The 25,665-nt window shown below is 68.6% G+C and carries 27 protein-coding genes; 15 read left to right on the top strand and 12 right to left on the bottom strand.

Features of this window, described 5'->3' with window-relative positions; all coding sequences use genetic code 11:
* Positions 1 to 122 precede the first annotated feature (122 nt).
* The 8 genes from ACIO52_RS08685 to kstR form a co-directional block, all read right to left on the bottom strand.
* Positions 123 to 584 carry a type II toxin-antitoxin system VapC family toxin gene (locus ACIO52_RS08685; protein WP_342800744.1) on the bottom strand — a complete coding sequence of 154 codons (462 nt, stop codon included), beginning with the start codon at positions 582 to 584 and terminating at the stop codon, positions 123 to 125.
* Positions 574 to 843 carry a type II toxin-antitoxin system prevent-host-death family antitoxin gene (locus tag ACIO52_RS08680; RefSeq protein WP_342800743.1) on the bottom strand — a complete coding sequence of 90 codons (270 nt, stop codon included), beginning with the start codon at positions 841 to 843 and terminating at the stop codon, positions 574 to 576. The genes ACIO52_RS08685 and ACIO52_RS08680 overlap by 11 nt, the downstream gene beginning before the upstream one ends.
* Before the next feature lie 288 nt (positions 844 to 1,131).
* Positions 1,132 to 1,344, bottom strand: coding sequence for a hypothetical protein (locus ACIO52_RS08675; protein WP_402642720.1), 213 nt, complete (start codon positions 1,342 to 1,344; stop codon positions 1,132 to 1,134).
* Between the two features lie 46 nt (positions 1,345 to 1,390).
* A complete protein-coding gene (locus tag ACIO52_RS08670; protein ID WP_402642718.1) occupies positions 1,391 to 2,785 on the bottom strand; it encodes a DUF4157 domain-containing protein in 1,395 nt (464 codons plus the stop codon).
* Positions 2,782 to 3,084 (bottom strand): WXG100 family type VII secretion target, encoded by a 303-nt coding sequence (locus ACIO52_RS08665; protein ID WP_342800739.1) that lies wholly within the window; start codon positions 3,082 to 3,084, stop codon positions 2,782 to 2,784. Before ACIO52_RS08665 ends, ACIO52_RS08670 begins: the two co-directional genes overlap by 4 nt.
* A gap of 17 nt (positions 3,085 to 3,101) precedes the next feature.
* Positions 3,102 to 3,416: a WXG100 family type VII secretion target gene (locus tag ACIO52_RS08660; protein WP_402642715.1), complete on the bottom strand. Its 315-nt coding sequence runs from the start codon at positions 3,414 to 3,416 to the stop codon at positions 3,102 to 3,104.
* Between the two features lie 201 nt (positions 3,417 to 3,617).
* On the bottom strand, positions 3,618 to 6,188 hold the full coding sequence (gene otsB / locus ACIO52_RS08655; protein WP_402642712.1) for a trehalose-phosphatase: 2,571 nt from the start codon (positions 6,186 to 6,188) through the stop codon (positions 3,618 to 3,620).
* A gap of 312 nt (positions 6,189 to 6,500) precedes the next feature.
* The gene (kstR, locus tag ACIO52_RS08650) at positions 6,501 to 7,115 is read right to left on the bottom strand and encodes a cholesterol catabolism transcriptional regulator KstR (protein ID WP_218720591.1); all 615 of its coding nucleotides are present in this window, start codon (positions 7,113 to 7,115) and stop codon (positions 6,501 to 6,503) included.
* A 127-nt stretch (positions 7,116 to 7,242) separates the two neighbouring features.
* On the opposite strand from kstR, the gene ACIO52_RS08645 reads away from it, so the two are divergent.
* The 7 genes from ACIO52_RS08645 to ACIO52_RS08615 are packed head-to-tail and all read left to right on the top strand — an operon-like array spanning position 7,243 to position 14,606.
* Entirely contained in the window at positions 7,243 to 9,366 is a 2,124-nt protein-coding gene (locus ACIO52_RS08645) for an acyl-CoA dehydrogenase (protein WP_402642709.1), read from the top strand.
* Between the two features lie 4 nt (positions 9,367 to 9,370).
* Entirely contained in the window at positions 9,371 to 10,453 is a 1,083-nt protein-coding gene (locus tag ACIO52_RS08640; protein ID WP_316573392.1) for an acyl-CoA dehydrogenase family protein, read from the top strand.
* Positions 10,438 to 11,601: an acyl-CoA dehydrogenase family protein gene (locus tag ACIO52_RS08635; RefSeq protein WP_218720588.1), complete on the top strand. Its 1,164-nt coding sequence runs from the start codon at positions 10,438 to 10,440 to the stop codon at positions 11,599 to 11,601. The genes ACIO52_RS08640 and ACIO52_RS08635 overlap by 16 nt, the downstream gene beginning before the upstream one ends.
* A gap of 15 nt (positions 11,602 to 11,616) precedes the next feature.
* On the top strand, positions 11,617 to 12,570 hold the full coding sequence (locus ACIO52_RS08630; protein ID WP_316573393.1) for a MaoC family dehydratase N-terminal domain-containing protein: 954 nt from the start codon (positions 11,617 to 11,619) through the stop codon (positions 12,568 to 12,570).
* On the top strand, positions 12,567 to 12,989 hold the full coding sequence (locus ACIO52_RS08625; protein WP_402642705.1) for a MaoC family dehydratase: 423 nt from the start codon (positions 12,567 to 12,569) through the stop codon (positions 12,987 to 12,989). The genes ACIO52_RS08630 and ACIO52_RS08625 overlap by 4 nt, the downstream gene beginning before the upstream one ends.
* Positions 12,986 to 14,155, top strand: coding sequence for a lipid-transfer protein (locus ACIO52_RS08620; RefSeq protein ID WP_218720585.1), 1,170 nt, complete (start codon positions 12,986 to 12,988; stop codon positions 14,153 to 14,155). Before ACIO52_RS08625 ends, ACIO52_RS08620 begins: the two co-directional genes overlap by 4 nt.
* Positions 14,156 to 14,165: 10 nt before the next feature.
* Positions 14,166 to 14,606 (top strand): NUDIX domain-containing protein, encoded by a 441-nt coding sequence (locus ACIO52_RS08615; protein ID WP_218720584.1) that lies wholly within the window; start codon positions 14,166 to 14,168, stop codon positions 14,604 to 14,606.
* Here the strand turns inward: ACIO52_RS08615 and ACIO52_RS08610 are convergent.
* Positions 14,576 to 15,253 (bottom strand): TetR/AcrR family transcriptional regulator, encoded by a 678-nt coding sequence (locus ACIO52_RS08610; RefSeq protein ID WP_402642700.1) that lies wholly within the window; start codon positions 15,251 to 15,253, stop codon positions 14,576 to 14,578. The two genes, ACIO52_RS08615 and ACIO52_RS08610, sit on opposite strands and share 31 nt — an antisense overlap.
* A 63-nt stretch (positions 15,254 to 15,316) precedes the next feature.
* On the opposite strand from ACIO52_RS08610, the gene zapE reads away from it, so the two are divergent.
* The 6 genes from zapE (at position 15,317) to ACIO52_RS08580 (ending at position 20,627) form a co-directional block, all read left to right on the top strand.
* Positions 15,317 to 16,282 carry a cell division protein ZapE gene (gene zapE / locus ACIO52_RS08605; protein ID WP_402642698.1) on the top strand — a complete coding sequence of 322 codons (966 nt, stop codon included), beginning with the start codon at positions 15,317 to 15,319 and terminating at the stop codon, positions 16,280 to 16,282.
* Positions 16,283 to 16,411: 129 nt separating this feature from the next.
* Complete coding sequence (locus ACIO52_RS08600) at positions 16,412 to 17,356, top strand: DUF4129 domain-containing protein (RefSeq protein ID WP_218720581.1); 945 nt, start codon at positions 16,412 to 16,414, stop codon at positions 17,354 to 17,356.
* A 70-nt stretch (positions 17,357 to 17,426) separates the two neighbouring features.
* On the top strand, positions 17,427 to 17,948 hold the full coding sequence (locus ACIO52_RS08595; protein WP_218720580.1) for a hypothetical protein: 522 nt from the start codon (positions 17,427 to 17,429) through the stop codon (positions 17,946 to 17,948).
* 17 nt (positions 17,949 to 17,965) lie between these two features.
* On the top strand, positions 17,966 to 18,928 hold the full coding sequence (locus ACIO52_RS08590; RefSeq protein WP_218720579.1) for a MoxR family ATPase: 963 nt from the start codon (positions 17,966 to 17,968) through the stop codon (positions 18,926 to 18,928).
* Complete coding sequence (locus ACIO52_RS08585; protein ID WP_218720578.1) at positions 18,925 to 20,199, top strand: DUF58 domain-containing protein; 1,275 nt, start codon at positions 18,925 to 18,927, stop codon at positions 20,197 to 20,199. Before ACIO52_RS08590 ends, ACIO52_RS08585 begins: the two co-directional genes overlap by 4 nt.
* On the top strand, positions 20,196 to 20,627 hold the full coding sequence (locus tag ACIO52_RS08580; protein WP_402642692.1) for a hypothetical protein: 432 nt from the start codon (positions 20,196 to 20,198) through the stop codon (positions 20,625 to 20,627). Before ACIO52_RS08585 ends, ACIO52_RS08580 begins: the two co-directional genes overlap by 4 nt.
* 7 nt (positions 20,628 to 20,634) lie before the next feature.
* Here ACIO52_RS08580 and ACIO52_RS08575 read toward each other — a convergent pair whose 3' ends face one another.
* The 3 genes from ACIO52_RS08575 to kstD all read right to left on the bottom strand — a co-directional run bounded on the left by ACIO52_RS08575 (position 20,635) and on the right by kstD (position 23,729).
* Positions 20,635 to 21,051 (bottom strand): pyridoxamine 5'-phosphate oxidase family protein, encoded by a 417-nt coding sequence (locus ACIO52_RS08575; RefSeq protein WP_218720576.1) that lies wholly within the window; start codon positions 21,049 to 21,051, stop codon positions 20,635 to 20,637.
* Positions 21,052 to 21,151: 100 nt separating this feature from the next.
* The gene (locus tag ACIO52_RS08570; RefSeq protein ID WP_402642689.1) at positions 21,152 to 22,012 is read right to left on the bottom strand and encodes a MaoC/PaaZ C-terminal domain-containing protein; all 861 of its coding nucleotides are present in this window, start codon (positions 22,010 to 22,012) and stop codon (positions 21,152 to 21,154) included.
* Positions 22,013 to 22,049: 37 nt separating this feature from the next.
* Positions 22,050 to 23,729 carry a 3-oxosteroid 1-dehydrogenase gene (kstD, locus tag ACIO52_RS08565; RefSeq protein WP_218720574.1) on the bottom strand — a complete coding sequence of 560 codons (1,680 nt, stop codon included), beginning with the start codon at positions 23,727 to 23,729 and terminating at the stop codon, positions 22,050 to 22,052.
* Between the two features lie 214 nt (positions 23,730 to 23,943).
* On the opposite strand from kstD, the gene ACIO52_RS08560 reads away from it, so the two are divergent.
* Together ACIO52_RS08560 and ACIO52_RS08555 are read left to right on the top strand one after the other, a co-directional pair.
* Positions 23,944 to 24,729 carry a 2-keto-4-pentenoate hydratase gene (locus tag ACIO52_RS08560; RefSeq protein WP_218720573.1) on the top strand — a complete coding sequence of 262 codons (786 nt, stop codon included), beginning with the start codon at positions 23,944 to 23,946 and terminating at the stop codon, positions 24,727 to 24,729.
* A 24-nt stretch (positions 24,730 to 24,753) separates the two neighbouring features.
* Positions 24,754 to 25,659 carry an acetaldehyde dehydrogenase (acetylating) gene (locus ACIO52_RS08555; RefSeq protein ID WP_402642685.1) on the top strand — a complete coding sequence of 302 codons (906 nt, stop codon included), beginning with the start codon at positions 24,754 to 24,756 and terminating at the stop codon, positions 25,657 to 25,659.
* Positions 25,660 to 25,665 lie beyond the last annotated feature (6 nt).

The following is a 25,665-nucleotide window of genomic DNA, read 5'->3' as shown; positions in this document are numbered from 1 at the left end:
CAGGCACGGGGTGCTGTGCCCTAGATCATAATGGAAATCGTTACCGTTTTACTTTAGCAGCACTGAGTACCCGGCACGAACCGCATCGACAAGCCGGACTCGAAGTCCGGGCCTGTGCGGAATCAGCGGGCGCGGGTCGGAACGAGCGGTCTGGTTACCGGAACGATGGTCAGCAGCCGGTCCAACCCATGGAAGTCGTCGGGGTTGGTGGTGTACAGCGGAAGCTGCTCGGCGATGGCTATCGAGGCGATCATCAGGTCGGCGATCCGGCGTCGCGGTTTGCGCCCGACGCTGACCACGGCGGCGCACACGCGTCCATAGATTCGCGCGGCTTCGGCTTCGAACGGAATGGGGTCGAACTCGTTCTCTGCTCGCTGGAGTACGTCGAGCCGGTTCGCGCGCTCGATGTGCTCGTCATACTGGTCCTGCTCGTCGTTGCGGCGTACTTCGTGTGGGCCTGCCGACAGTTCTGCCAGTGTGACCGTGCTGATCGCCATGGTGTCGGGCAGGTGCGCCGGGTCGATCCACCGACGCAGGATCATGATGTTGGTGTCGAGCAGGCCGACCTCATGATCACTCGGCATCCGGATCACCTGCGTAGTGGTCGGCAACCTCGTCCTGGTCCGCCCGGAACGCGTCGACCGAGATGTCGGGAGCGGTTCGGGACATCGACGCGAACTCGGCGCGCGAGACGAACCGCCTGCGCCGCCGTAGCGGAATCAGCTCGCCGATCCGGTGACCATCGCGTGTGACTGTGAACGCCTGCCCTCGCTGGACTGCGTCCATGATCTCCTTCGATCGACTACGCAGGTCGCGCTGGGTGATCTCGGGCTGCGGTTGCATACCTCATGGTAGCAAGGTGTGCCACCAGGTGGCACTCCCTGCTGACAACGACTACGGCACCAGCACCACACTGATCGACCAGCCCGCCGACCGGATCGACAGGTCCGTGCGCTGAGCGCTTGATCGCTTGCGGATCGAATCGCGCACGGCCGAGATCCTCCAGCCCCTCCTGGCGTCGGCGTCAGTGGTCAGCAGATGTCGCCCTGAAGCGATCCGGGGTTGAACTGGGGTTTCTAGGGGAACGCCCTAACTCTGCCAGGAGGCCGACCATCAAGACCGGCCAACTTCTCAATCGTGAATGAGATCGCCCGGCTGTACCCGGTTCGATATCTCTTCCGAGAAGACCAGGGTGCAGAAACCTGGCTTCTGCCTGTGGAGATTGATGGCCTCGAGAGTGCCCGGCACGGTGGTTCCATCCTGCTGGCGGAGTGTGACGCTCTGCCCGATTTCAAATACGCCAACCATCCTGCCGACAATGAAGCGCTTGCCTATGGAGCTCATCCAAAACACGTCTGTAACACGAAATTCGCTAACGGTAGCCTCCGCTCTATTTGTTTCCATGCCTCTGCCAGAATTCCTCGTCCTTCTGGTACGCCTCGTCCTCGAGCTCACGAACTGCGCCGGAGTTGACGCGACCGTCCCTGTACTGCTCGACATGCACGCGCTCGTGAACCAGGTTTCGTACCAGTGCTTCCTCGTCTGCGAAGGCCGCTGGAGTCAATAATATGTCATCCCCGATCGTGCTAGCGCTAGCCTGAGCATAATCGTCGTAATAGCGGATTTCGTCCGGGGAGGTTGCAATGCGAACTTGAACACCCTCGAGGTCGATGCCGTACTTTTCTGCGTACATCTTGATCGTATCCTGGTTTAATGGCAGATGGTCGCCACTCTCCAGTACTTCGCGACTAGTGCGATTTCCGAATCTCGAAAAAAGTCTGCCGTCTTCGACTGCGACTTTAGGGCGACCGGGTCGTAGTCTCGAAGCGAGATTTTTCACGGCCTGCCATGCTTTCTGCATCGCGGCGATCGCGGTCTCACCCAGCCCCTTGAGCTGGGCGAGCTTGCGTGCGCGCCAAGCGGTGACTGCGTTCTTGATCTTCACCGACCAGCGCCGGGCGGACTCCACCGCTTTCGCGCCGGCGATCAACCCGCCGACGCCGGTCACGCAGGTCGCGATAACCGTCACTGCCACGTTGATCGCGGCTTCTTGGATGATTGATTCGATGAAGCCCTTGATCTCTTCTCGAAGTTCCTCGACCGCGGCCTTGTAGTCCAGGCAGGACTTGCTGATCTGTTGGCAGGTGTTGAGCAGTTCGCCGATCGAGGACTCGAGGGTCCTCAGGTCTTCCCGGACCTGGGGCGCGTCGTTCGAGGTCACCCCGTCGAAGAGCGTGACAGCGATGGTGATCTTGTCTTTGGCGTTCGTGTTCTGATACAGCCTGCCGAGGCGATCCCACGCGTCTGCGGCCTTGGCAAGCGTGTCGGTGTCACCGTCAGGGAGCGGGCAGTTGATCGCGTCCAGTACCTCGATCGCTGTCTGCGCCAATCCCTGCGGGGTTCCACCAGCCGCGGACGCTGGCAGCGCGTACGGCCCGAATGTAGCTGTCGATGCCTTGTCCGCGGGCCGTTCGGGCTGCGCCGTCCCCTTCAAAAGGGCGTCGGATTTGGCGTGCTCGTGGCCGAGATCGTTGAGTGCGGTTCCGTATGCCCGCAGCGTCTTGTAGGTCTGGCCGTAGAAGGAAACCGCGTCCTGAGCGGACTTGTCGTAGGACGCCGCCCAGGTTCTCCCGTCTTCATCCCTACCCGCCATCATGCCGTAGCCGTGGAGCTCACCGAAAATGTAGGTGAAGGTGTCGAACAGCGCCGCGGCGGCGTCGAAACAATTGATCGCCGCCTGGTAATAGATCTTCGGATCGACTGCGATCGTGGTCGGTGCCGTCATACGCCGAGAATCTTCAAGGTCGCCGAAGCTGCGTTGGTGTAGCCCTGATGGGCAGTCTCGGCGGCGGTTTGCAGGGCCGCCAATCCCTCTTGCATGTCAGTGACTCCGGCCCGCCACTCGGTGTGCGCTTCGCGGTAAGCCGCCGCTGCCTCGCCCGACCAGACGTCGTCCACTTCTTTGGACTTCGCATCCAGTGCGGTCAGCACATCGGATACCGCAGCAAGATATCCGCGCAGGCGTGTCGTCAGCTGTTCGAGTTGGTCGAGGTCGACCTTGAACTCGGGAGGTTCGGTAGTCATCAGACATCGCCCCGGGCTCAGAGATTCAGGGTGTAGGTCGCCGCGGCGTTGGACTCGTCGGCCCCCTGCAAGGTCTCCGCAGTCACACCGAGCTTGTCCGCCAGGTCAAAGAGGGCATCCCACACCTGATCGGCACCCAGATGGAATTCCTCCCACCCGGCTGTGAATACACCGGCATTGTTCCCGGTCCACGCCTCGATGGTCGCCCGCATGTCGGTGACCACCGATGCGTACCCAGCCTTGCATTCCGACGCCACCTGATAGGCCAACCGTCCGAACGCCTTGACCACCTCAGGTTCGACCGAGAGCGCCGAAGAATCCGTCGTCGACATCGCGAATTGCCCCCCGGGTACATGGCCGCTACTTGAGGTGCGACCGCTCTGTGGACCGTATTTGCAGACCGCTCCGTGCGTCAACCGGATGAATCGTCGGTGGCCTGAGGGATGGGAAAGATCACAAGGTGAGGCATAGAGCTTGGCCAGAACGCCGACAAGCCGGGCTCGGAGTCCGAGCCCGGCTTGTCTGATGACCTTTTACACCAGGACGTCGGCCGGCTGGCTGAGCAGCTGAGCGCAGCGCAGCAGGCCGAGGTGGCTGTAGGCCTGGGGGTGGTTGCCGAGGGAGCGTTCGGCGACCGGGTCGTACTCCTCGCTCAGCAGGCCGGTCGGCCCGGCGGCCGCGACCAACTGGGCGAACAGCGCCTCGGCGTCCGAGCGCCTGCCGATGAGCAGGTAGGCCTCCACCAGCCAGGCAGCGCACAGGTGGAACCCGCCCTCGCCGCCGGGCAGGCCGTCGTCGTGGTGATAGCGGTAGACCGTCGCACCGCTGCGCAGCTCGGCCTCGGTCGCGACCACCGTGGCGGCGAAACGCGGGTCGGCCGGGTCGATCAGCCCGCTCAGGCCGATGTGCAGCGTCGCGGCGTCGAGGTCGGTGCCGTCGTAGGCGGCGGTGTAGGACTGCACCTCCTCGTTCCAGCCCTTCGCCTTCACCTCCTCGGCGATGACGTCGCGCAGCGCGGCCCACTCGGGATCGACCGGGCGATCGAACCGCGCGGCCAGGGTCAGCGCGCGATCGATCGTGAGCCAGCCCATCACCTTCGAGTACACGTGGTGGCGCGGGTTGCCGCGGATCTCCCAGATGCCGTGGTCGGGCTCGGTCCAGCGCCGCTGTACCGCAGAGACCATGGCGTGCACCAGTTCCCAGTCGGCGTCGGGCAGCGCCTTGACCGCCTCCACCGCGCCCTGGCGTTCGCGCTCGTGCGCCATCGAGGTGATCAGGTCGACGATCGGCCCGAACACATCGAGCTGCACCTGCATGTTCGCCGCGTTGCCGACGCGCACCGGCCGCGAACCGGCGTAGCCGGGCAGCAGGTCGATGACGGCCTCGGGCGGCAGGGTCTCGCCGTAGATCGTGTACAGCGGGTGCAACCGCTCCGGGCCGGGCAGCGTGTCGAGGACCCGGTGCACCCAGCCGAGGAATTCCTCGGCCTCGGTGAGCGAGCCCAGCGTCACCAGCGCCTGCGCGGTCAGCGAGGCGTCGCGCAGCCAGCAGTAGCGGTAGTCCCAGTTGCGCACGCCGCCGATGTCCTCGGGCAGCGAGGTGGTGGCCGCGGCCAGGATCGAGCCGGACGGGCGGTGCACGAGCCCGCGCAGGGTCAACGCGGAGCGCTTCATCAGATCCGGCTTGAGCGGGGGCAGCTGCAGCCCGGCCGCCCACTGCGACCAGTACTGCTCGGCCAGCTGCCTGCGCTGGTGCTCGGGGGTCATCGAGGGCGCCAGATCGGCGGTGCCGCAGCGCAGTTCGAGGACCACCGGCGCGCCGGACGGGTCGACGACCGCGCGCGCCTGCTCGTTGGTGCCGTCGGAGCTGATCTCCCACTCCACCCCGGGCGAGCGCAGCACCATCGGATCGTTGGTGCCGCTGACCCGCAGGCCGTTGGGCACCGCCTCGATGCGCACCGGCACCTGACCGAATTCCGGTCGCGGCGCGAACGTCACGACGGCCTTCGCGTCGCCGGTGATCACCCGGGTCAGGTCGGTCCGGTCGGGGGCGACGTCGTGCGGCAGGTAGTCGGTGACCTGCAGGCTGGCCCACCGGGTCTGGACGGTCATGGTGCCGTCCACATACCGCTGCGACAGCGGCAGACCGGACCGCTCCGGCGCCACCGTGAAGTGTCCCGCGCCCGCGCCGCCGAGCAGGTGCGCGAACACCGCCGCGGAATCCGGCTCGGGGTGGCAGAACCAGGTGACGGTCGCGTCCGGGGTGAGCAGCGCGACCGAGCGCGGGCTGGCCAGCATGCTCAGCCGTTCGATCCGGGGCGCGCTGGCACCGGCCAGCCAGGTCCGGCGTTCCTCCACCAGGAACGCCAGCGCGCGCGCCACGTCCTCGGTCGAGTCGACGCGCAGCTTGGCCAGGCTCTCGCCGTCGCCGACCTTGATGCCGACATCGGGACCCGACAGCACCCGGAACGCCTTCTCGTCGGTGACGTCGTCGCCGAAGAAGACTGCGGCCGAGGCGCTTTCCTGATGCCGAATGGTGTCGAGGGCGGTGCCCTTGTCGGTGGGGATCACCGCGAGCTCGATCACCGCCTTGCCCTCGGTCACCTGCACGCCGACCCAGCACGCCGGACCCTGGCGCGCGGAATTCAGTGCGCGCCTGCCGATCTCGGGGCTGGCGTTGCGCACGTGCAGCGCGGCGCTGGCCGGCTTCATCTCCACGGTCACGCCGGGATTCTCGGCGGCGATCTGGGTGAACGCGGAGTTGATCTCCGTCAGCAGTTGCTTGGCGTCGTTGTCGATCGCGTGCACGAAGCCCACGTCGAACTCCGAACCGTGGCTGCCGATCAGCTGCACCTCGACCGGCAGGCGCGAGAGCGCGGCCAGATCGCGTAGGGCCCGACCGGAAATCACCGCGGCGGTCGTGTTCGCCAACCCCGCCAGCGCGCGTAACGCGCTGACCGATTCCCGTTGGGGAAACGCTTTCGCCGGGTCGGACACGATCGGGGCGATAGTCCCGTCGTAGTCCGAGGCAACCAAGAGCCGTGGCACGCGCGCAACCGACGCCAGTGCACGGCGGACATCCAAGGGCAGATCCTGTGCGCTCACGCATCCAACCTAGTGATCGGAGGAGTTGATCAGGGGGCGCGAAAAACAATACTGCGTCAATTTTGCCGCGCGAGCGGCGCGGCGGGTTGTGCGCTCCGACGGCGCCCGGTTCCTCGCGACCGCGTCGCTAATTCCGGGCCTTTCGCCCATCGAGGCGGACCGGGTTCGCCGAGCTCATGGTGCCCGCGAGCCCGGCGGAGAGGCCCTCGGGCCCGGTAGATGCATGGTTCCGCATATGCGACGTCGGCTATGCATCTTCCCAGGGGAAGGCGCACAGCCGACGTGTGTCAACGGGCATGGGTGATTTGTGGTCTATCCGCGATCGCCCAGCAACAGGTCGACGGTGAGCTCGAGTCGTTCCGTGACGTCGGTCGCCGAAGCGCGGCGGGTGAGCCACGCCACGAGGTTGGACAGCCACACGTCGGAGATGACCCTGGCGATGGCGAGCTGACGTTCGTCGGGTTCGCCGTCGCTCATCGCGCGGGCGAAGACCCGGTCCATCACCTTGCCGACCCGATCGACCTCGGCCGCCGCCGAGGCGTCGGCGAACATGAAGGCGCGGGTCATGGCCTCGGTGAGCAGCGGGTCGCGCTGCATCATCCGGGTGATCTGGGTGAGCAGGCCGTGCATGCGCTCGGACGGGCCGTCACCGGGTAGGGGGCGGCGCTTGCCCTCGAACTGCTCGAATTCCCTGGCCAGCGCGGAGACCAGCAGGTGCACCTTGGACGGGAAGTACCGGTACAGGGTGCCGACGGCGACGTCGGCCCGTTCGGCCACCGCGCGCATCTGGACCGCGTCGTAGCCGCCCTTGGACGCCAGCGACAGGGTGGCGTCGAGGATGCGCTTGCGACGCTCACGCTGTGCGTTGGAGCTCAGCTCGTCCTCGGACAGTGTCGTCACGGTGGGCGTGGGGGCCGGACTGTCCATCGTGGAAACCCTTTCGCTGCGAGCGCCTGAAAACACGGGCCAAGTGTAGGTCTCTTGACTTACACCCGGCCCGGATATTAGAACATGTTCTAGGAGTGGGAGCCACGCCGGAAGGGCGGTTTTTCTTGTGACCATCGCCACCACTGACGAGCATAAAGCCGCCGCGGAGTCGCTGCGGGGCTGGGCGAGTTCGGTCGCGCCGATTGCAACAATGCGGGCCGGCGGTGCCGGTAGCTGGCGCCAGTACTGGCCCGCGCTGACCGAGTTCGGCCTCTTCGAGGTCGCGCTCGACGAGCAGCACGGCGGCCTCGGCGGCACCGTCGCCGATCTGGCCGTGCTGCTGGAACAAACCGCCGACGACCTGGTCGGCGGCCCGGTACTGGCCACCGCGCTGGCCGCGCTGATCACCAAGGGCGCGGTGACCGACGGCGCCCCGTGCGCCATCGCGGTGCCCACCGAGGAGCTCACCGCGAAGGCGGAGCGCACCGATGACGGCTGGATCGTCACCGGCACCTGGGACCACGTCTACGGCGCCGACGCCGACACCGAGGTGCTGCTACCCGCGAACACCGTCGACGGCGTGCGCTGGCTGCTGATCCCGGCGGCCGATGTGACGATCACCACGCTGGCGAACGCCGATCACACGGTGCCGCTGGCCCGGATCACCGCCGCCGACGTGGCGGTGGCCCAGTCGCACGGCTTCGAGTCCGCGGCCGACGTCACCGATCTGTTCGTCGCCCTCGCGGTCGCCGAGCTGGCCGGCGTCGCGGGCTGGTGCCTGCGCACCGCGGTCGACTACGCCAAGGTCCGCGAGCAGTTCGGCAAGCCGATCGGCAGCTTCCAGTCGATCAAGCACATCTGCGCCTGGATGCTGTGCCGTACCGAGCTGATCCGCGCCGTCGCCGCCGACGCGGCCGCGGCCATCGACGAGGGCGGGGCCGAGCTGCCGATCGCGGCCGCCGTCGCCGCGGCCACCGCGCTCGACGCGGCCGTCGACACCGCCAAGGACGCCATCCAGGTGCTGGGCGGCATCGGCTTCACCTGGGAGCACGACGCGCACTTCTACCTGCGCCGGGCCAGTGCGCTGCGGCAGCTGCTCGGCGGCTCCGCGCGCTGGCGGGCCAGGGTCGCCGAGCTCACCAGGGCCGGGCAGCGCCGCACCACCGGTGCCGAGCGCGTGCTCGGTGACGTGGCGGGCGACTCCGCGCTGACCGCCGAGATCGCCGCCATCGGCGCGCTGTCGCCCGAGCAGCGGCAGCGGGCGCTGGTCGAGGGCGGCTTCGTGATGCCGCACTGGCCGAAACCGTATGGGCGCGAAGCCGATCCGATGACCTGCCTGCAGATCGCCGAGCAGCTGCGCCGCGCCGACCTGACGACCCCCGATCTGGCGGTCGCGGGCTGGGCGGTGCCGACGCTGCTGCGCTACGGCACCGAGGCGCAGATCGAGCGGTTCGTCTGGCCGACCCTGCACGGCGAGGTCACCTGGTGCCAGCTGTTCAGCGAACCGGGCGCGGGCTCGGATCTCGCCGCGCTGCGCACCACCGCCGAGAAGGTCGACGGCGGCTGGGTGCTGCGCGGCCAGAAGGTGTGGACCTCGCTGGGATCGGAAGCGAACTGGGGCATCTGCCTGGCCCGCACCGATCAGACCGTGGCCAAGCATCGCGGGATCAGCTACTTCCTGGTCGACATGCACGCCGCGGGCGTACAGGTGCGTCCGCTGGTGACGATCACCGGGGAGGCCCGCTTCAGTGAGGTCTTCCTCGACGAGGTCTTCGTTCCCGACGACGGCCTGGTCGGTGCGCTGAACAACGGCTGGAAGATCGCCAGGACCACCCTGTCGGCCGAACGCGTCGCCATGGGCGGCGGCGGCATCGGCGGCGCGCTGGAGGCGCTGCTGGACCGTTTCCCGGTCGGCGGATGGGGAACCGAACTGCGTGAGGACCGTTTCGGCGAGCTGATCGCCGCCTCGATTGCTGGCTCTTTGCTGGAACAGCGAATCGCGGTGGCGACGATGGCGGGCGTCGACGCAGGCGCCCAAGCCAGCGTGCGCAAACTCGTCGGTGTCCGGCATCGGCAGGACCTGGCGGAGTACGCCCTGGAACTTTCTGGCCAAGACGGTTCCCTGGAAGACGAAGCCCTGAAAGAATTCTTGCTCACACGCTGTCTCTCCATCGCGGGCGGTACCGAGCAGATCCTGTTGACCGTGGCCGCCGAGCGGATTCTCGGCCTGCCGCGCGATGCGGACAGTTAGCTCGATGAGGGAGGACGCCGTGGATTTCACCCGCGACGAAAGCGCCGACGCCGTAGCCGAGGTGGTCGTGAGCCTGCTCGAACGTGAGCAGGCCCGAGATATGGAATTGTGGCCGAGCCTGATCGACTCCGGCCTGCTCGCGGTCCCCGTGCCCGAGCAGTTCGGGGGCGACGGCATGGGCCTGCTGGAGGTATCGGCCCTGCTCATGGAGCTGGCCACCGACGCGGTGGCGGTGCCCGCGCTGCCGACCTTCGGGTTCGGCGTGCTGCCGCTGCTGCCGTCGCTGTCGGCGGAGCTGGCCGGCCGCGTGGTCGCCGAGGTCGGCAAGGGCACCGTGCTCACGGCCGCGCTGAGCGAGCCGGGCGCGCCGTTCACCACCGCGCCGACCACCAAGGCGGTCCGCGACGGTGACACCGTGCGGATCACCGGCCGCAAGGTCGGCGTGATCTACGCCGAACAGGCGCGCTGGATCCTGGTGCCCACCGACGCGGGCGTCGCGCTCGTGGAATCGGTCGCGCCGGGGCTCGAGCTCCTGCCGGTCGCCGGGTCGGCCGGGATCCCGGAGGCGACGGTGGTGCTCGACGACGTCGAGATCCCCGCCGATCAGCTGCTGCCCGCCGACGTGCTGCCCCGGCTGCACCGCTACGCGCTGGCCACCATCGGCGCGGTCGCCGACGGGCTGCTCAAGGGCGCGCTCACGCTGACCGCCGAGCATGTGCGCACCCGCGAACAGTTCGGCAGGCCGCTGGCCGAGTTCCAGGCCGTGGCCCAGCAGATCGCCGATCTGTACGTGGTCTCGCGCACGCTGCACGTGGCGGCGGAATCGGCGTGCTGGGCACTGGCCACCGACGACGCGTCGCCCGAACACCAGCACCGCGTCGACGAGGACCTCGAGGTGCTCGCCTACTGGGCGGCGGCCGAAGTTCCGCGCGCCATGCAGAAATGTCATCACCTGCACGGTGGACTGGGCGTGGATATCACCCACCCGATGCACCGCTACTACTCACAGGCCAAGGATCTCGCCCGTCTGCTCGGTGGCGAGGGCCTGCGCCTCGACCTTCTGGGAGCAAGATGTTCATCGATCTGACCGCCGAACAGCGGCGGTTGCGCGAGGAATTGCGTTCCTATTTCGCCGATCTCGTCACGCCTGCCGAACACGCCGCGATGGCGATCAACCGGCACGGCGACGCCTACCGCGAGGTGGTGCGCCGGATGGGCCGCGACGGCTGGCTCGGCGTCGGCTGGCCGAAGGAATTCGGCGGCCAGGGCTTCGGCCCGATGGAACAGCAGATCTTCTTCAACGAGGCGGTGCGCGCCGATGTGCCGCTGCCCCTGGTGACGCTGCTGACCGTCGGCCCGACGCTGCAGAAGTACGGCACCGACGCGCAGAAGAAGAAGTTCCTGCCCGGAATCCTCTCCGGCGACATCCATTTCGCGATCGGCTACTCCGAGCCCGAAGCGGGTACCGACCTGGCCGCGCTGCGCACCACCGCGGTGCGCGACAGCGACGGCGACTGGATCGTCAACGGGCAGAAGATCTTCACCACCGGCGCGCACGAGGCCGACTACGTCTGGCTGGCCTGCCGCACCGGTTCGGTGGAATCGCGCCACCGCGGCATCACCATCCTGATCGTCGACACCAAGGATCCGGGCTACTCCTGGACCCCGATCATCACCTGCGACGGCGCCCACCACACCAACGCCACCTATTTCGACGATGTCCGGGTGCCGGCGGAGATGCTGGTCGGCGAGGTGGACCGGGGCTGGCGGCTGATCACCACCCAGCTCAACCACGAGCGGGTCAGTCTGGGTCCGTCGGGCAAGATCGAGCAGCTCTACGACCGCCTGCACGATTGGACGGCGCGGCATCAGCTGCTCGGTGAGCCCGAGGTCCGGCGCGCGCTCGGCCGGGTGCGCACCATGGTGCGGCTCAACGAGTTGCTGAACTGGCAGGTCGCGGCCGCGGATCCGGCCGCAGCGCAGAACACCGTGATCGCCGACGCCTCGGCCACCAAGATCTTCTCCACCGAGTCGCTGCAGGAAGCGGGCCGCGTGGTCGAGGAGATCGTCGGCCGTTACGGCGATCCGGCCGAGCCCGGCACCGCCGAGCTGCTCGACTGGCTGGACCGGCGGACCAAGCAGAACCTCGTCGTCACCTTCGGTGGCGGCGTCAACGAGATCATGCGCGAACTGGTCGCCTCCGCGGGCCTGGAACTGCCGCGCGTCCCCCGATGAACTAAGGAGCAGGGCGTGCCGGAAAGCATCACCCCCGAAGACATTCCCGAAGCGCTGGCGAAGCTGGCCGCGGCAGGCGAGTCCGCGCCGCGGGCCGGGCGCGACCCGGTGAACCAGCCGATGATCCACAACTGGGTCGAGGCGATCGGCGACACCAACCCGATCTACGTCGACGAGGCCGCGGCCAAGGCCGCCGGTCACCCCGGCATCGTGGCCCCGCCCGCGATGGCCCAGGTGTGGACGATGAACGGGCTGCACGGCGTGCGCACCGCCGACGACCCGCTCGGCCTGGCCACGCAGTTGCTCGACGACGCGGGCTTCACCTCCGTCGTCGGCACCAACTGCGAGCAGACCTACCACCGCTACCTGCGACCGGGCGAGGAGGTGACCGTCGCCAGCCGGCTCTCGGAGTTCAAGGGCCCCAAGCGCACCGGGCTCGGCGACGGCTGGTTCCTCACCTTCACCACCACCTGGTCGGTCGGTGACGAGGTGGTCACCGAAATGCTGTTCCGCATCCTGAAATTCGTGCCCGCCGCCAAGGAAGCCGCCGCGGCGTCCGACATCGCGGTCGCGCCCGCCGAGCGGGTCGGTCCGGTCATCTCCAAGGACACCGAATTCTTCTGGGCCGGTACCGAAATCGGGGAACTGCGCATCCAGCGCCTGCCCGATGGTTCGCTGCGGCATCCGCCGATTCCCGCCCTGTGGCAGGACAAGGCCGAGACCACCGATTACGTCGTCGCCGCGGGAACCGGCACGGTGTTCAGCTTCGTCGTGCACCACGCGCCGAAGGTGCCCGGCCGCGACCTGCCGTTCGTCGTCGCCCTCGTCGAACTCGACGAAGGGGTGCGCATGCTCGGTGAGCTGCGTGGCATCGAACCGGGCGAGGTCGCCGTCGGCGTGCCCGTCCGGGTCGCCTTCGAAAAGCTAGCCGACGGAACAGTTCTGCCCTACTGGGAGGCCGCGCAGTGACCGCCACGACCGAACCCACCGCCGTCGCGGTGGGCGACAAGCTACCCGAGCTGGTGATCCACGCCGATCCCACCTTCGTGATCAGCACGGCCCTGGCCACCAGGGATTTCCAGGACGTGCACCACGACCGCGACAAGGCCGTCGAGCGCGGGTCCAGCGACATCTTCGTCAACATCCTCACCGACACCGGCCTGGTGCAGCGCTTCGTCACCGACTGGGCCGGGCCCAGCGCCCTGGTGAAGTCGATCGCGCTGCGCCTGGGGGTGCCGCTGTACGCCGGTGACACACTGACCCTCTCGGGCACCGTCACCGCGGTATCCGGCGCGCTGGTCACCCTCGATGTGCGTGGCCGCGACAGCCTCGGTGAGCACATCACGGCGACCGCGGTGATCGCCCTTCCCTCTCTGGAGAACTCATGACGGGCCTGTCCGGGCATGCCGCCATCGTCGGCATCGGCGCCACCGATTTCTCGAAGGACTCCGGCCGCAGTGAGCTGCGACTGGCCGCCGAGGCGGTCAGCGCGGCGCTGGCCGACGCGGGTCTGACGCCCGCCGACGTCGACGGCCTGACCACCTTCACGATGGACACCAACACCCAGGCCGCCGTGGCCAGGGCCGTCGGCATCCCGAGCCTGAAGTTCTTCAGCCACATCGGGTACGGCGGCGGCGCGGCCTGCGCGACCGTGCAGCAGGCCGCCATGGCGGTGGCCACCGGAGTCGCCGACGTGGTGGTCGCCTACCGCGCGTTCAACGAGCGCTCGGGCGCCAGGTTCGGGCAGTTCTCGCCCGCGCTGGCGGCCGCGCCGACGTCCTCGGGCATCGACGCGGGCTGGGCCTACCCGCAGGGTCTCGGCACCCCGGCCGCGCAGGTCGCGATGGTCGCGCGCCGGTACATGCACGTCACCGGCGCGACCAGTGCCGACTTCGGCGCGGTCGCGGTGGCCGATCGCAAGCACGCCGCGGTGAACCCGAACGCCTTCTTCTACGGCAAGCCGATCACGTTGGAACAGCACCAGGATTCGCGCTGGATCGCCGAACCGCTGCACCTGCTCGACTGCTGCCAGGAGTCCGACGGCGGCGTGGCCATCGTGGTCACCAGTGCCGAGCGCGCCCGCGACCTGCCGCAGCGTCCCGCGATCATCGCGGCCGCCGCCCAGGGCAGCGGCGCCGACCAGTACGTGATGACCAGCTACTACCGCGACGCGATGACCGGCCTGCCGGAAATGGGCCTCGTCGGTGACCAGCTGTGGGCCCAGAGCGGCCTGAGCGCGGCCGATATGCAGGCCGCGATCCTCTACGACCACTTCACTCCCTTCGTGCTGATGCAGCTCGAGGAGCTGGGTTTCTGTGGACGTGGCGAGGCCAAGGACTTCATCGCCGACGGCGCCATCGAGGTCGGCGGCAGGCTCCCGCTCAACACCCACGGCGGCCAGCTGGGCGAGGCCTACATCCACGGCATGAACGGCATCGCCGAGGCGGTCCGCCAGATCCGCGGCACGTCGGTCAACCAGGTCGCGGACCTGGAGCGCATCCTGGTCACCGCGGGCACCGGCGTTCCCACCTCGGGGCTGGTGCTCACTTCGTAGGCTCGACCGGGTGACCCCACGCCACCTGGTCGACGTCCACCTGCTGCTGATCCGCGACGGCGCGCTCCTGCTGAGCCTGCGCCGCAGCGGTGACGAGTACGACCACCGGTGGCATCTGCCGTCGGGAAAACTGGAGATCGGCGAGTCGGTGACGGCCGCCGCCGCACGGGAAGCCGCGGAGGAGGTCGGGGTCGACATCGACCCCGCCACGCTGCGGCTGATCCATGTCGCCCACGTGACCGCGCCCGGCCGCGACGCGCGGCTCGGGCTGTTCTTTCGCGCCGATCGCTGGCAGGGCGAGCCTTTCAATCGGGAACCCGATAAATGCTATGCGGTGCAGTGGTTTACGCCGCACGAACTCCCCGCTGATCTGATCGAATATTCCGCTCTCGGAATCGCGGCGATGAATTCGAAGGAGCCTTATTCCGAATTCGGTTGGGCAGACGCCTGATCGGATGGGGAAGCATGCTCGGCCGATTCGGCCACGCCGGTCAGGAATATCGACAGGGGGAGGGTGAGTTGCTCGATGCTGTCGGTCGTACCCGCCGGTACCTCGGCGCGCACGCCGGCGACCCGGTCGAAGACGAGACCTTCCAGTAGTGCGAGGAAGTCGCAGGCCGTGTCGCCGGGCCGGGGTGAGCCGAGGGCGGTGAACAGCTCGGTGGCCCGGTCGACGGAGAACAAACTGCCTGCCAGGCGGGCGCGGAGCTCGGGTTCGGAGAGCGTCTCGACGATCAGCGCATGCCGGGCGATCAGCTCGTTGCGGCGCCGGGCGAGCAGCTGATCCAGCCAGGCGGCGACCCCGCGCGCGACCGCCTCCGGTGCCCCTTCCCGGTCGGCGGAGGTGGCCTCCGCTGCGGGTTTGCTGCGCGGACCGGGCCCGCCGCGCGCCGCGGCGAAGTCGGCGCGCGAGCGTGCGGTGATCCCGTCGGCGACCGCCTCGACCAGCGTCTGCCGGGTGCGGAAGTAGTAGGACGTGGAGCCGAGCGGTAATCCCAGCCGGGCATCGAGGGCGCGATGGGTGAGGGCGCGAATCCCGCTGGTCGCGATGAGGTCGATCGCGCCCGTCACGATCCGTGCGCGCCGGTCTGTGGACATCGTCACCTTCCCTGGTCGCCGATTCGCCGATCCTCTACAACTGTAGAGGACGAGGAGGTTGGCATGACATCCGAAGCGGTTGTTCTCGATCCGGCGCAGGTCACGGCTGCCGCGGCGCTGGTCGCGCTGCTCGACCGGCACGGCAGGCCACGCAAGCGGCACCGCGGCGTCTACCTGCACGGCAGGCCGGGCCGGGGCAAGACCATGGTGATGGACCGGTTCTTCGCGGCCGCCGCACCGGAGCGCAAGCGCCGCTACCACTTCCACACCTTCTTCGCTGAATTGCACGCCACCACCCACGCCCTCGGTTCGATCGAACGGGCCGTCATCGCGCTCCTCGGCGAGGCCGACCTGGTGTGTTTCGACGAGTTCCACGTGCATGACATCGGCGACGCCATGCTCATCGCCCGGCTGCTCGACACCCTGTTCGCCGGGCGCCGGACCCTGGTCGTCACCTCGAACTACCCGCCTGCCGAGCTGCTGCCGAATCCGCTGTTCCACGACCGATTCGTGCCGACCATCGAGCGCATCCTCGCCCACCTCGACGTCGTCACCCTCGACGGTCCGCTGGACTACCGCACCATCGGCGCCCATCGGGACAGCGGTTTCCTCGCGGGCCGGTACGTTCTGGACGCCGAAGCGCCGACGGCGCGGGGCCAGGACCTCGACCTGGGTGACGGCCGAACGGTGCGCGCGCTCGCGGTCGCGCCGGACGCCGTCACCTTCGACTTCACGCACCTGTGCGGCGCCCCGACCAGCGCCGCCGACTATCTCCGTCTGACCAGGCGATTCGGCCGGTGGACGCTGCGTGGGGTCCCGCCGCTGCGCGAGGTGCCGCCGGACTGGGCGATGCGTCTGGTCAACCTTGTCGATGTCCTCTACGACGCCGACCTGCCCTGCACCATCCACGCCCGCGAGCCCGCGCCCGAGCTGACCGCGGGCGTGCCGGCGGTTCCCGATCTGGCCAGGACGGCGAGCCGACTGGGGGAGTTGCCGCTGGTCGACGCGGCGATCGTTCGCACCGCGTAACAAGACACGGAATTCGGGGGGACAATAAAAGGGGAGGTCATCCAAACTATCGATTTCCTCCCGAGCGAACCACTCGGCGTGTAACTATGTGGCTGTTTTGTGCAGGCTCTGGGGTTTGGTGGTACAGCTGTGATCGGGGTGAGTCAGCCCATTCCGCGGGCGATCGTCGTGATCGCACTGCTCGTCGCTGCGACGATCGCGTTGCAGGGTTACCTCCCCGGTGCCGGTCCCGCCGAATCGAACAGCACGCCCTCGCCACTGTTGGTGGCGGTGATGCCGGTGCTGCTGCTGGTATCCGTGGTGATCCTGGTCGCCGGGGTGATCGCCAGTCAGCATCGCCTCCCGCTGGCGATGCCGCAAGCCGAACGCGAAGCGGCGCCGCGTTTCCGGTGGCGCAGGCTGGCTCTGCTGGGTCCGATCGTCCTCGCCGCGATCGCGTTGGTCTTCGCGGGCGGTGTGACCGCGCTGTTCCTGCTGCCCGGCGCCCGCCCGATGCGCCCGGCCGCCGAGACCCTGCCGGAAGGCTCCGGCCCCGTCCCGACGCCGACCGACGCCCCCGCCCCCGATCCGGGCACCGGCGCCGCCGAACTCACCGGCACCGCGCTCATCATCGCGGCCGTGCTGGCCGTGGTGCTGATCGCGGTGGCGCTGCTCGGGCTCGTCGTGGTCGCGGTCGCCACCCGGCGCGAACCCGCGCCCGCCGCCGCCGTCCAGCCCGAGGTCACGCCCAGCGCGGTCGACTCGCTCACCAGGGCCGCGGAGATGGGCCTGGCCGCGATGAACGCGCCCGGCCAGGACCCGCGCACCGCGATCATCGCCTGCTACGTGGCCATGGAGCGCGGACTGTCCAGCGACCGCGCCGCCCGCCCGCAAGCCTCCGACACCCCCATGGAAGTGCTGGCCCGCGCTTTCGAAAGCGGTGTGCTGCACGATGCTTCGGCGCGCGAGCTGGTCGCGCTGTTCGAGGAGGCGCGGTTCAGCCCGCACTCGATGCTCGAATGGCAGCGCATGCGCGCCGAACAGCTTCTCCGCATCGTCCTGTCGGATCTGCAGCGAAGGTTGGTACCGGCATGAGCGGTCAGCGCCAGGAGTCGGCAGCTCGCGTCACCGCGCGGGGCGCCCGAGCCTGCCGAATGGAGTCAGCATGACATCACCGGAATCCGGTGCGGCGGTGAACCGTTCGGCCGTCATCGTCACCGCGGTCGTGGTGGTGCTGCTGATGGAGGTCGCGCTGGTGCGGTTGGCCCGCGACACCGTGCTGCTCGCCGTCGCTCTGCCGGTGGCGCTCACGCTGGCCACACTGTTGTGGTCGCTGCGGCATCGCGTGGTGCGCGAGGAACCGCTGACCGAGTACATCGACAACGGCCCGGCCGAGATGCTCGGCCGCTGGCACGCGCGCGCGGAGATGCTGACCGCCCGCGCCGACGGCACCCGCGCCGACTGGGACCGCCACCTGCGGCCCCTGCTGGCCAAGGAATTCGAGTTGTCGACCGGCCTGCGGGTCGCCAAGAACCGGCGGGCCACCGAGGTGGCCGGGCAGCTGCAGTTCGGACCCGAACTGTGGCGCTGGGTCGACCCGGCGAATTCCGCACTGCGCGACCAAACCGGTCGCGCGCCGGGAAAAGAGGCGCTGGACGAGATCCTGCGCCGATTGCAGACGATGTGAGGGGTTAGAGGCCACCGATGACCATGCCGTTGAACGTGACCGTCCAGCGCTCCGACGCCGTGCTGCGTGAGCTGGGCCGAGTCGTGGTCGGCAAGCGAGATGAGTTGCAGCTCATCATGATCGCCGTGCTGTCCGGAGGACATGTTCTCATCGAGGACCTGCCAGGTCTCGGTAAGACGCTGATCGCGCGGTCCTTCGCGGCCGCGCTCGGCCTCGATTTCACCCGCGTGCAGTTCACGCCTGATTTACTGCCCGCCGACCTGCTCGGCTCGACGATCTACGACATGTCGTCGGGCCGGTTCAACTTCCGTCGCGGTCCGGTTTTCACGAATGTTCTGCTCGCCGACGAGATCAACCGCACCCCGCCCAAGACGCAGGCGGCGCTGCTGGAGGCCATGGCCGAGGGGCAGGTGAGCATCGACGGCGAAACCTTCCTGCTGCCACAGCCGTTCATCGTGCTGGCCACCGACAACCCGATCGAGTACGAGGGCACCTACCCGCTGCCGGAGGCCCAGCTCGATCGGTTCGCGATCCAGCTGCGTCTGGGCTATCTGTCCGAGCAGGACGAGACGCAGATGATCCGGCGCAGGCTCGAGCGTGGCGCGACGCCGCCGCAGGTCGGCCAGGTCGTCGACGCGCAGGGGCTGATGGAGATGCGGCAGTCGGTCGAATTCGTCACCGTGCATCCCGATGTCGTGAACTACGTGGTGGCGCTCGCCTCGGCCACCCGCAGCCACCCGCAGGTCGAGGTCGGCGCCAGCCCGCGCGCCGAACTCGATCTGGTGCAGATGTCGCGCGCCCGGGCCCTGCTGCTGGGCCGCGATTACGTGATCCCCGAGGATGTGAAGGCGCTGGCGGTGCCCGCGATGGCGCACCGCATCACCCTGCGTCCGGAGATGTGGGTGCGCCGCATCCGGGGTGAGGACGTCATCGCCGAACTGTTGCGCCGGCTACCGGTGCCCCGCGCCACCAGCACATGAAGCACCGCGACGAATCCAGGACGGTCGAGGTCGACCTGCGCTGGCGGCCCGCCCCGCTGGTGTTCATCCTGGCCGGGTGCGCCGCGGCGGCGCTGGTCGTCGCGGTGTTGCGTGGGCAATGGCAGCTGGTGGTCTTCGCCGCCCCGATGCTCGGCGTGCTCGCCACCGCGCCCTGGCAGCAGAACCCGACCAGGATCCAGGTCGACGGCAGCGGCACCGTGCGCTGCTTCGAGGGCGAGGTGGTCGGCTGCAACGCCGCGGCCTTCGTCGAGAGCGGACACGCGCTGCTGCGGATGACACCGATGCCGCTGACCGGCCTCGAACTCGAGATCGAGGAGGCCCACGATTCCGGCGGTGCTCCGGCCGGCCTGGAGCTGGCGCTGTCGGCGGCGCGCTGGGGCCGGTATCCGGTGCAGGTCAAGGTGTCCGCGCTGAGCCCGGCCGGGCTCGCGGTGGCCACCGCCGAGCTGCCCGCCGCCAAGCTGTATGTCTACCCGATCGCCGATCCACATCGAATGCGCCTGCCGCGCACCGAACTTCCCGACCGGATCGGCACCCATCTGACCCGCAAGCACGGTCCCGGTGTCGAATACGCCGACATCCGCGCCTACGCGCCCGGCGACCAGTTGCGCACCGTGAACTGGCCGGTCAGCGCGCGCCGCGGCAGGCTCTACGTCACCGAACGATTCACCAATCGCTCCGCTGACGTGGTCGTCCTGGTCGACACCTCCCAGCAGGCGCCCGGCCCGGCCACCGCCTCGCTGGAGCTGTCGGTGCGCGGCGCGGCGCAGGTGGTGCAGTCCACCCTGCAAGCCGGGGACCGGACCGCGGTGGTGTGCCTGGGGGATTCGCCGCGCTGGCTGCGCCCCGATATCGGCCGCAGGCAGTTCTACCGGATCGTCGATACCGTGCTCGGCGTCGGTGACGAGCACGTCGAGACCACCGGCACGCTGGCCCCGCACGCCGCGGTGCCGATCGGCGCGATCGTGGTCGCGTTCTCCACCCTGCTCGACACCCAGTTCGCGCTCGCGCTGATCGACCTGCGCAAACGCGGCCACGTGGTGATCGCCGTCGACGTGCTGCGCGGCACCCCGTTCGAGGACGGTCTCGACCCGACCATGGCCAAGATGTGGCAGCTGGAGCGGGCCTCGATGTATCGCGACATGGGCACCGTCGGCGTCGACATCATCGCCTGGCCCGCCGACACCAGACTCGACCAGGCCATGCGCCTGCTGCCCGACCATCGCCGAACAGTGCGGGTGCGCCGATGACCAGATTCCTCGCCCTGCTCGCCGGCCTGCTGCTGGTCGCCGCCGTCGCGCTGATCAACCCGTATGCCGGGGTGGCCGCGCTCGCGCTGGTCATCGTGAGCTGGTGGTGGCGGCCCGCCGCCGTCGCCGCGGTGCTGGTGGTGATCGCCGCGCTCGCGTTCGCCGACGTCGGGGTCGTCGCCGCGGCCGCGACGGGCCTGGTCGCCACCACCTACCTGCTCAACGCGGCCGTGCTGCACGCGCCCGAAGGCGTGGTGCCGACGACGATTCCGTCGGTCGGCGGCGCGGTGCTGTTCACCATCGCCGCCGCCACCGCCGCCCTGGTCCCGGTGGAACTGGTGTGGGCGCCGCTGGCCGCGCCCGTCCTCATCGTCCTCATCTACGCACTGCTCGTCGGCGGCCTCACCCTGCGTCCGCCCGCCGGGTAGCCGCGCGCTACCCGATCAGCGCGCCCAGCCAGTGCTCGGGCTCCAGCCAGACCGTGACGTGCTCGCCCAGCTGCTCGTGGGCGAAGACCAGGTACTGCTCGAGGGCGTCGCCGCTCAGATACCGGCCGGCCATCTCGGCTATCTGCGCGGCGGTCGACGGCCGCACATCGGCGACCGCGCCCTCGACCGACACGTACTTCACCTCCGGCGCGACGGTGTCGACCATCAGGCCGAATCGCCCTGCCGCGGTGATCGCTTGCATCTTCGCCGACGTGGGCAGGGTGGTGATCCACGGTCGGCCACCAGGGGTGTAGGCGTACCAGATGGGAACGGTGAGCGTGCCCCGATCGGGGGTAGCGACCGACAGCGCGGCCACATGCGGTCGCGCGAGAAACTCTTGCTTTTCCGAGTGTGTGAGCGCCATCGTCCGATGGTCGCACCGCGCACCGACAACTCCGGTGCGCGAGCGAACGCCCTGGTGACGAGGCCGGCGTGGGCCGGACCGGCACCAGGGCGTCGCCGGATCAGGAGATCGTCAGCGCGATCTCGCCGAGCACCGGCGCGTCCTCGCGCTCGACCACGGTGGCGGCGCCGATCAGCTCGTCGCCCTCGCGCCAGACCTTGATCCGCAGCGTCTCACCCGGGTACAGCACCCCGGCGAACTTGGCCCGGAAGCCGCCGACCCGGCTCGCGTCACCGTCGAGCAGGCCGTCGGTGAGCGCCTTGCAGACCACGCCGTAGGTGCACAGGCCGTGCAGGATCGGCGCGGGGAACCCGGCGCCCTTGGCGAACTCCGGGTCCGAGTGCAGCGGGTTGCGGTCGCCGCAGAGCCGGTAGAGCAGGGCCTGCTGCGGCAGGGTCGGGGTGATGAGCTCCGCGTCGGGCGCCCGATCCGGCAGCGCGGCCTTGGCGCTCGGGCCACGCTCGCCGCCGAAACCGCCCTCGCCCCTGGCGAAGATCGAGGACCGGACCGTCCACAGCGGCTCGCCGTCGGAGCCGACCACCGTGTCCTCCCGGACGATCACCGCGTTGGCGCCCTTGTCCCAGATCTCGCTGATCCGGCCGGTGCTGGTCGCCTTGCCGCTGGCCGGAATCGGCTTGTGCACCACCACTTCCTGGTGTCCGTGCACGACCTTGGCCAGGTCGATCTCGATACCGGGGAAGCTCACCTTCGGCGCCTCGGTCTCGCCGAGGGTCGGGGCCACCGTCGCGAAGGTCGGCAGTACCTGGGGGGCGCGGTCGTCGAGATAGGTCAGCTCGACCGGGTCCGTCGGGTGCGCGCCGGCGCCGAGGCCGAGGTGGTAGAGCTGCACGTCGGTGGGCGTCCAGCTGAACTCCCGCGTCGGTGTCGGCGCACCGAGCGCGGTCTGGAGGTCGATGGGCATGGTGCTTACTCCTGCGTGGTCGGGAACTGTGCGTGCGTCACGCGGTGGCCTTGGCCTTCTCGGCGATGTCGAGCACCGCGAGATAGGCGAAGGTGATCGCGGGTCCGATGGTCGCGCCGGGGCCCGCGTAGGTGTGGCCCATCACCGGGGCGCTGGTGTTGCCCGCGGCGTAGAGGCCCTCGATCACCGAATCGTCCTCGCGCAGTACGCGACCGGCGGTGTCGGTGACCAGGCCGCCCTTGGTGCCGAGGTCGCCGGGAACCATCTTGGCCGCGTAGAACGGGCCCTGCGAGATCTCGGCCAGGCACGGGTTGGGCTTGACGGTGGGGTCGCCGTAGTAGCGGTCGTAGTGGCTGTTGCCGCGACCGAAGTCCTCGTCCTTGCCCGCGGCGGCGAAGCCGTTGAACCGGGTGACGGTGGCGCTCAGGCTCTCGGCGGGCACACCGATGCGCTCGGCCAGCTCCTCGATGGTGTCGGCCTTGACGATGTAGTCGTTCTCCAGCCAGCGCGAGGGGAAGCGCTGACCCGGTTGCAGCCCGGCGAAGATGTAGCGGTTGCGGTAGCGCTGGTCGAACACCAGCCAGGCCGGGATGTTCTCGCCCGGACCAGCGCCCTGGCCGTATTCACCGCCGTACATGGTGTGCACCGCCTCGACATAGGGCGCCGACTCGTTGCCGAACCGCTCGCCGCGGTCGTTGACCATGATGGTGCCGGGCAGATTGCGCTCGGCGAGGGCGAACCAGGGCTTGCCGCCCTTGAAGATGGTCGGACCCCACCAGGCGTCCTCCATGAATCCGACCGTCGCTCCCGCTGCCATGCCCGCGACGATGCCATCGCCGGTGTTGGCCGCGGCGCCCGTTGTCCACTCAGTGGTTATCGGCTGCCGCTGGTACTTGGCGCGCATGTCGGCGTTGTGCTCGAAGCCGCCGCTGCCCAGAACCACGCCGTAGCGCGCGGTGAAGGTGACCGGCTCGCCGTCGACGGTGGCCTTGACCCCGGTCACCTTGCCGTCGGTGACCACCAGGTCGGTGAGCGGGGTGTTGAGCAGCACCGGAACGCCCGCGTCGAGCAGGCCCTTGCGCATGGCGGCGATGATCGCCTGACCCATGCCGAGCAGGTGCTTGCCGGTGAATTTGGCCAGGTAGGTACGGGCGCCGACGCGCAGTGCCCGCATCATGCCCTTGGGGTGACGCTTGATCAGGTTGAGCCGGACGAAGTCGGCCTGCATGACCACCACGTTCAGCGGCGCCTTGGCGTAGGGCGGTTCCAGGTTGGCCAGTTCCGCCCCGAGCACCTTGCCGTTGAACGGCGTCGGCTCGCACGAACGCCCCTGGCCCAGGCCGCCCGGAGCCTCCGGGTAGTAGTCGGAGTAGCCGGGCACCCACTTCATCTTCAGCGGGGTGTGATCGAGGACGAAGTCGAAGGCCTCGGCGCCGCGATCGAGGTAGGTGTCGATCTTCTCCGCGGGCACCACGTCGCCGATGATGCTGTGCAGATAGGTGCGCGCGTCCTCGCGGTCGTCGGGTCGGCCGGAGGCTTTCAGCGCCTTGTTGCCCGGAATCCAGACGCCGCCGCCGGATCGGGCCGTCGACCCGCCGTAGTGCGCGGCCTTCTCCAGCAGCACGACGCTCAGTCCCTTGTGGGCCGCGGCGAGGGCGGCCGTCATCCCGGCGGCGCCGCTACCGACGACCACCACATCGTATTCCCGATCACTCATGTGCAACACGTTATAGAAGCGTTTGGCGGTTTGACAGTCCAAACTGGAACTTGTTCCAGTGGGCTCGGCGTTTCCGCTCCACATACTGGAACGTGTTATAGAAATCACGCACGGTGGCATTGTATTGTCAGGTGAACGGCTGACGATGCTCCGGGAAACCGGTTACAGTTTTGACGTCGTGATCCATCCCGCCCGTGCTGCCTAGGAGGTCCGCGTGCTGCCCGACGCGGTACGAACTCAACTCGCCGACGAACTGGCCCGCGCCGAAGACGATCGCGTCGCCGTGTCGCCGCTCGTCGACCGGTTTCCCGATATCGACGTCGTCGACGCCTACGAGATCCAGCTGCTCAACATTCAGCGTCGGCTGAAGGCGGGTGCCAAGGTCGTCGGCCACAAGGTGGGGCTGTCGTCGAAGGCGATGCAGGAGATGATGGGCGTCGACGAGCCCGACTACGGTCATCTGCTCGCCGAGATGGAGGTCTTCGAGGACGTCCCGGTCGACACCTCGAAGTACCTGCTGCCGCGCGTGGAGGTCGAGGTCGGGTTCGTGCTCGGCGCCGACCTGCCCGGCGAGGACTGCACCGAGGCCGATGTGCTGGCCGCGACCGTCGCCTACGCGCCCTCGATCGAGCTGATCGACTCGCGCATCAAGGACTGGAAGATCGGCCTGGCCGACACCATCTCCGACAACGCCTCCTCGGCCGGTTTCGTGCTCGGCAAGGAGCGTGTCGCCCCGGGTGACATCGACATCAAGGCCATCGATGCCGTGCTGACCCGCAACGGCGAGGTCATCGCCGAGGGCCGCAGCGACGCCGTCCTCGGTGACCCGGTGATCGCGGTCGCGTGGCTGGCCCGCAAGGTCGCGACCTTCGGGGTGCGGTTGAAGAAGGGCGACATCGTGCTGCCCGGTTCCTGCACCCGCGCCATCGACGCCCGCCCCGGTGACGACTTCCTCGCCGAGTTCACCGGACTCGGTTCCGTCCGTTTGCGTTTCAGCTGAACCAGACTTCCCAAGGAGTACACCGTGACCAGCAAAGTCACCGCCGCGATCGTGGGGTCCGGCAATATCAGCACCGATCTGCTCTACAAGCTGCTGCGCTCGGACAAGATCGAGCCGCGCTGGATGATCGGCATCGACCCGGATTCGGAGGGGCTGAAGCGGGCACGCGGGCTTGGTCTGGAAACCTCCGCCGAGGGCGCGGACTGGCTGCTCGCCCTCGACGAGAAGCCGGATCTGCTGTTCGAGGCCACCTCCGCCTACGTGCACCGCGCGTACGCGCCGAAATACGAGGCCGCGGGTATCCGCGCCGTCGACCTCACCCCCGCCGCGGTCGGCCCGGCCGTGATTCCCCCGGTGAACTTGGATTCGCTGCGGGACGCGCCGAACGTCAACATGATCACCTGTGGTGGCCAGGCCACGATTCCCATGGTGGCGGCCGTGTCCCGCGTCGTGCCGGTGGCCTACGCCGAGATCGTGGCATCGGTGTCCTCCGTGTCGGCCGGTCCGGGAACGCGCGCGAACATCGACGAGTTCACCAAGACCACCTCCAAAGGTGTCGAGACCATCGGCGGCGCGCAGCGGGGCAAGGCCATCATCATCTTGAACCCGGCCGAGCCGCCGATGATCATGCGCGACACCATCTTCTGTGCCATCCCCGAGGACGCCGATCGGGATGCCATCGCCGAGAGCATCTTCGCGATGGAGAAGTCGATCCAGGAGTACGTGCCCGGCTACCGGCTGCTCAACGATCCACAGTTCGACGAGCCGTCGGTGATCTCCGGTGGCATGGCCAAGGTGTCGATCTTCGTCGAGGTCGAAGGCGCCGGCGACTTCCTGCCACCGTACGCGGGCAACCTCGACATCATGACCGCCGCCGCCACCCGCGTGGGTGACGTGCTGGCCGACCAGATCATCTCGGCTCGGGTGTAAGGAGAT

Origin of the sequence: Nocardia sp. NPDC087230 (genome assembly GCF_044744725.1) — a bacterium.
Classification (GTDB): domain Bacteria; phylum Actinomycetota; class Actinomycetes; order Mycobacteriales; family Mycobacteriaceae; genus Nocardia; species Nocardia canadensis.
Note: the sequence above shows the minus strand (reverse complement) of the source record. Positions and strands in the feature narration are given on the sequence as shown.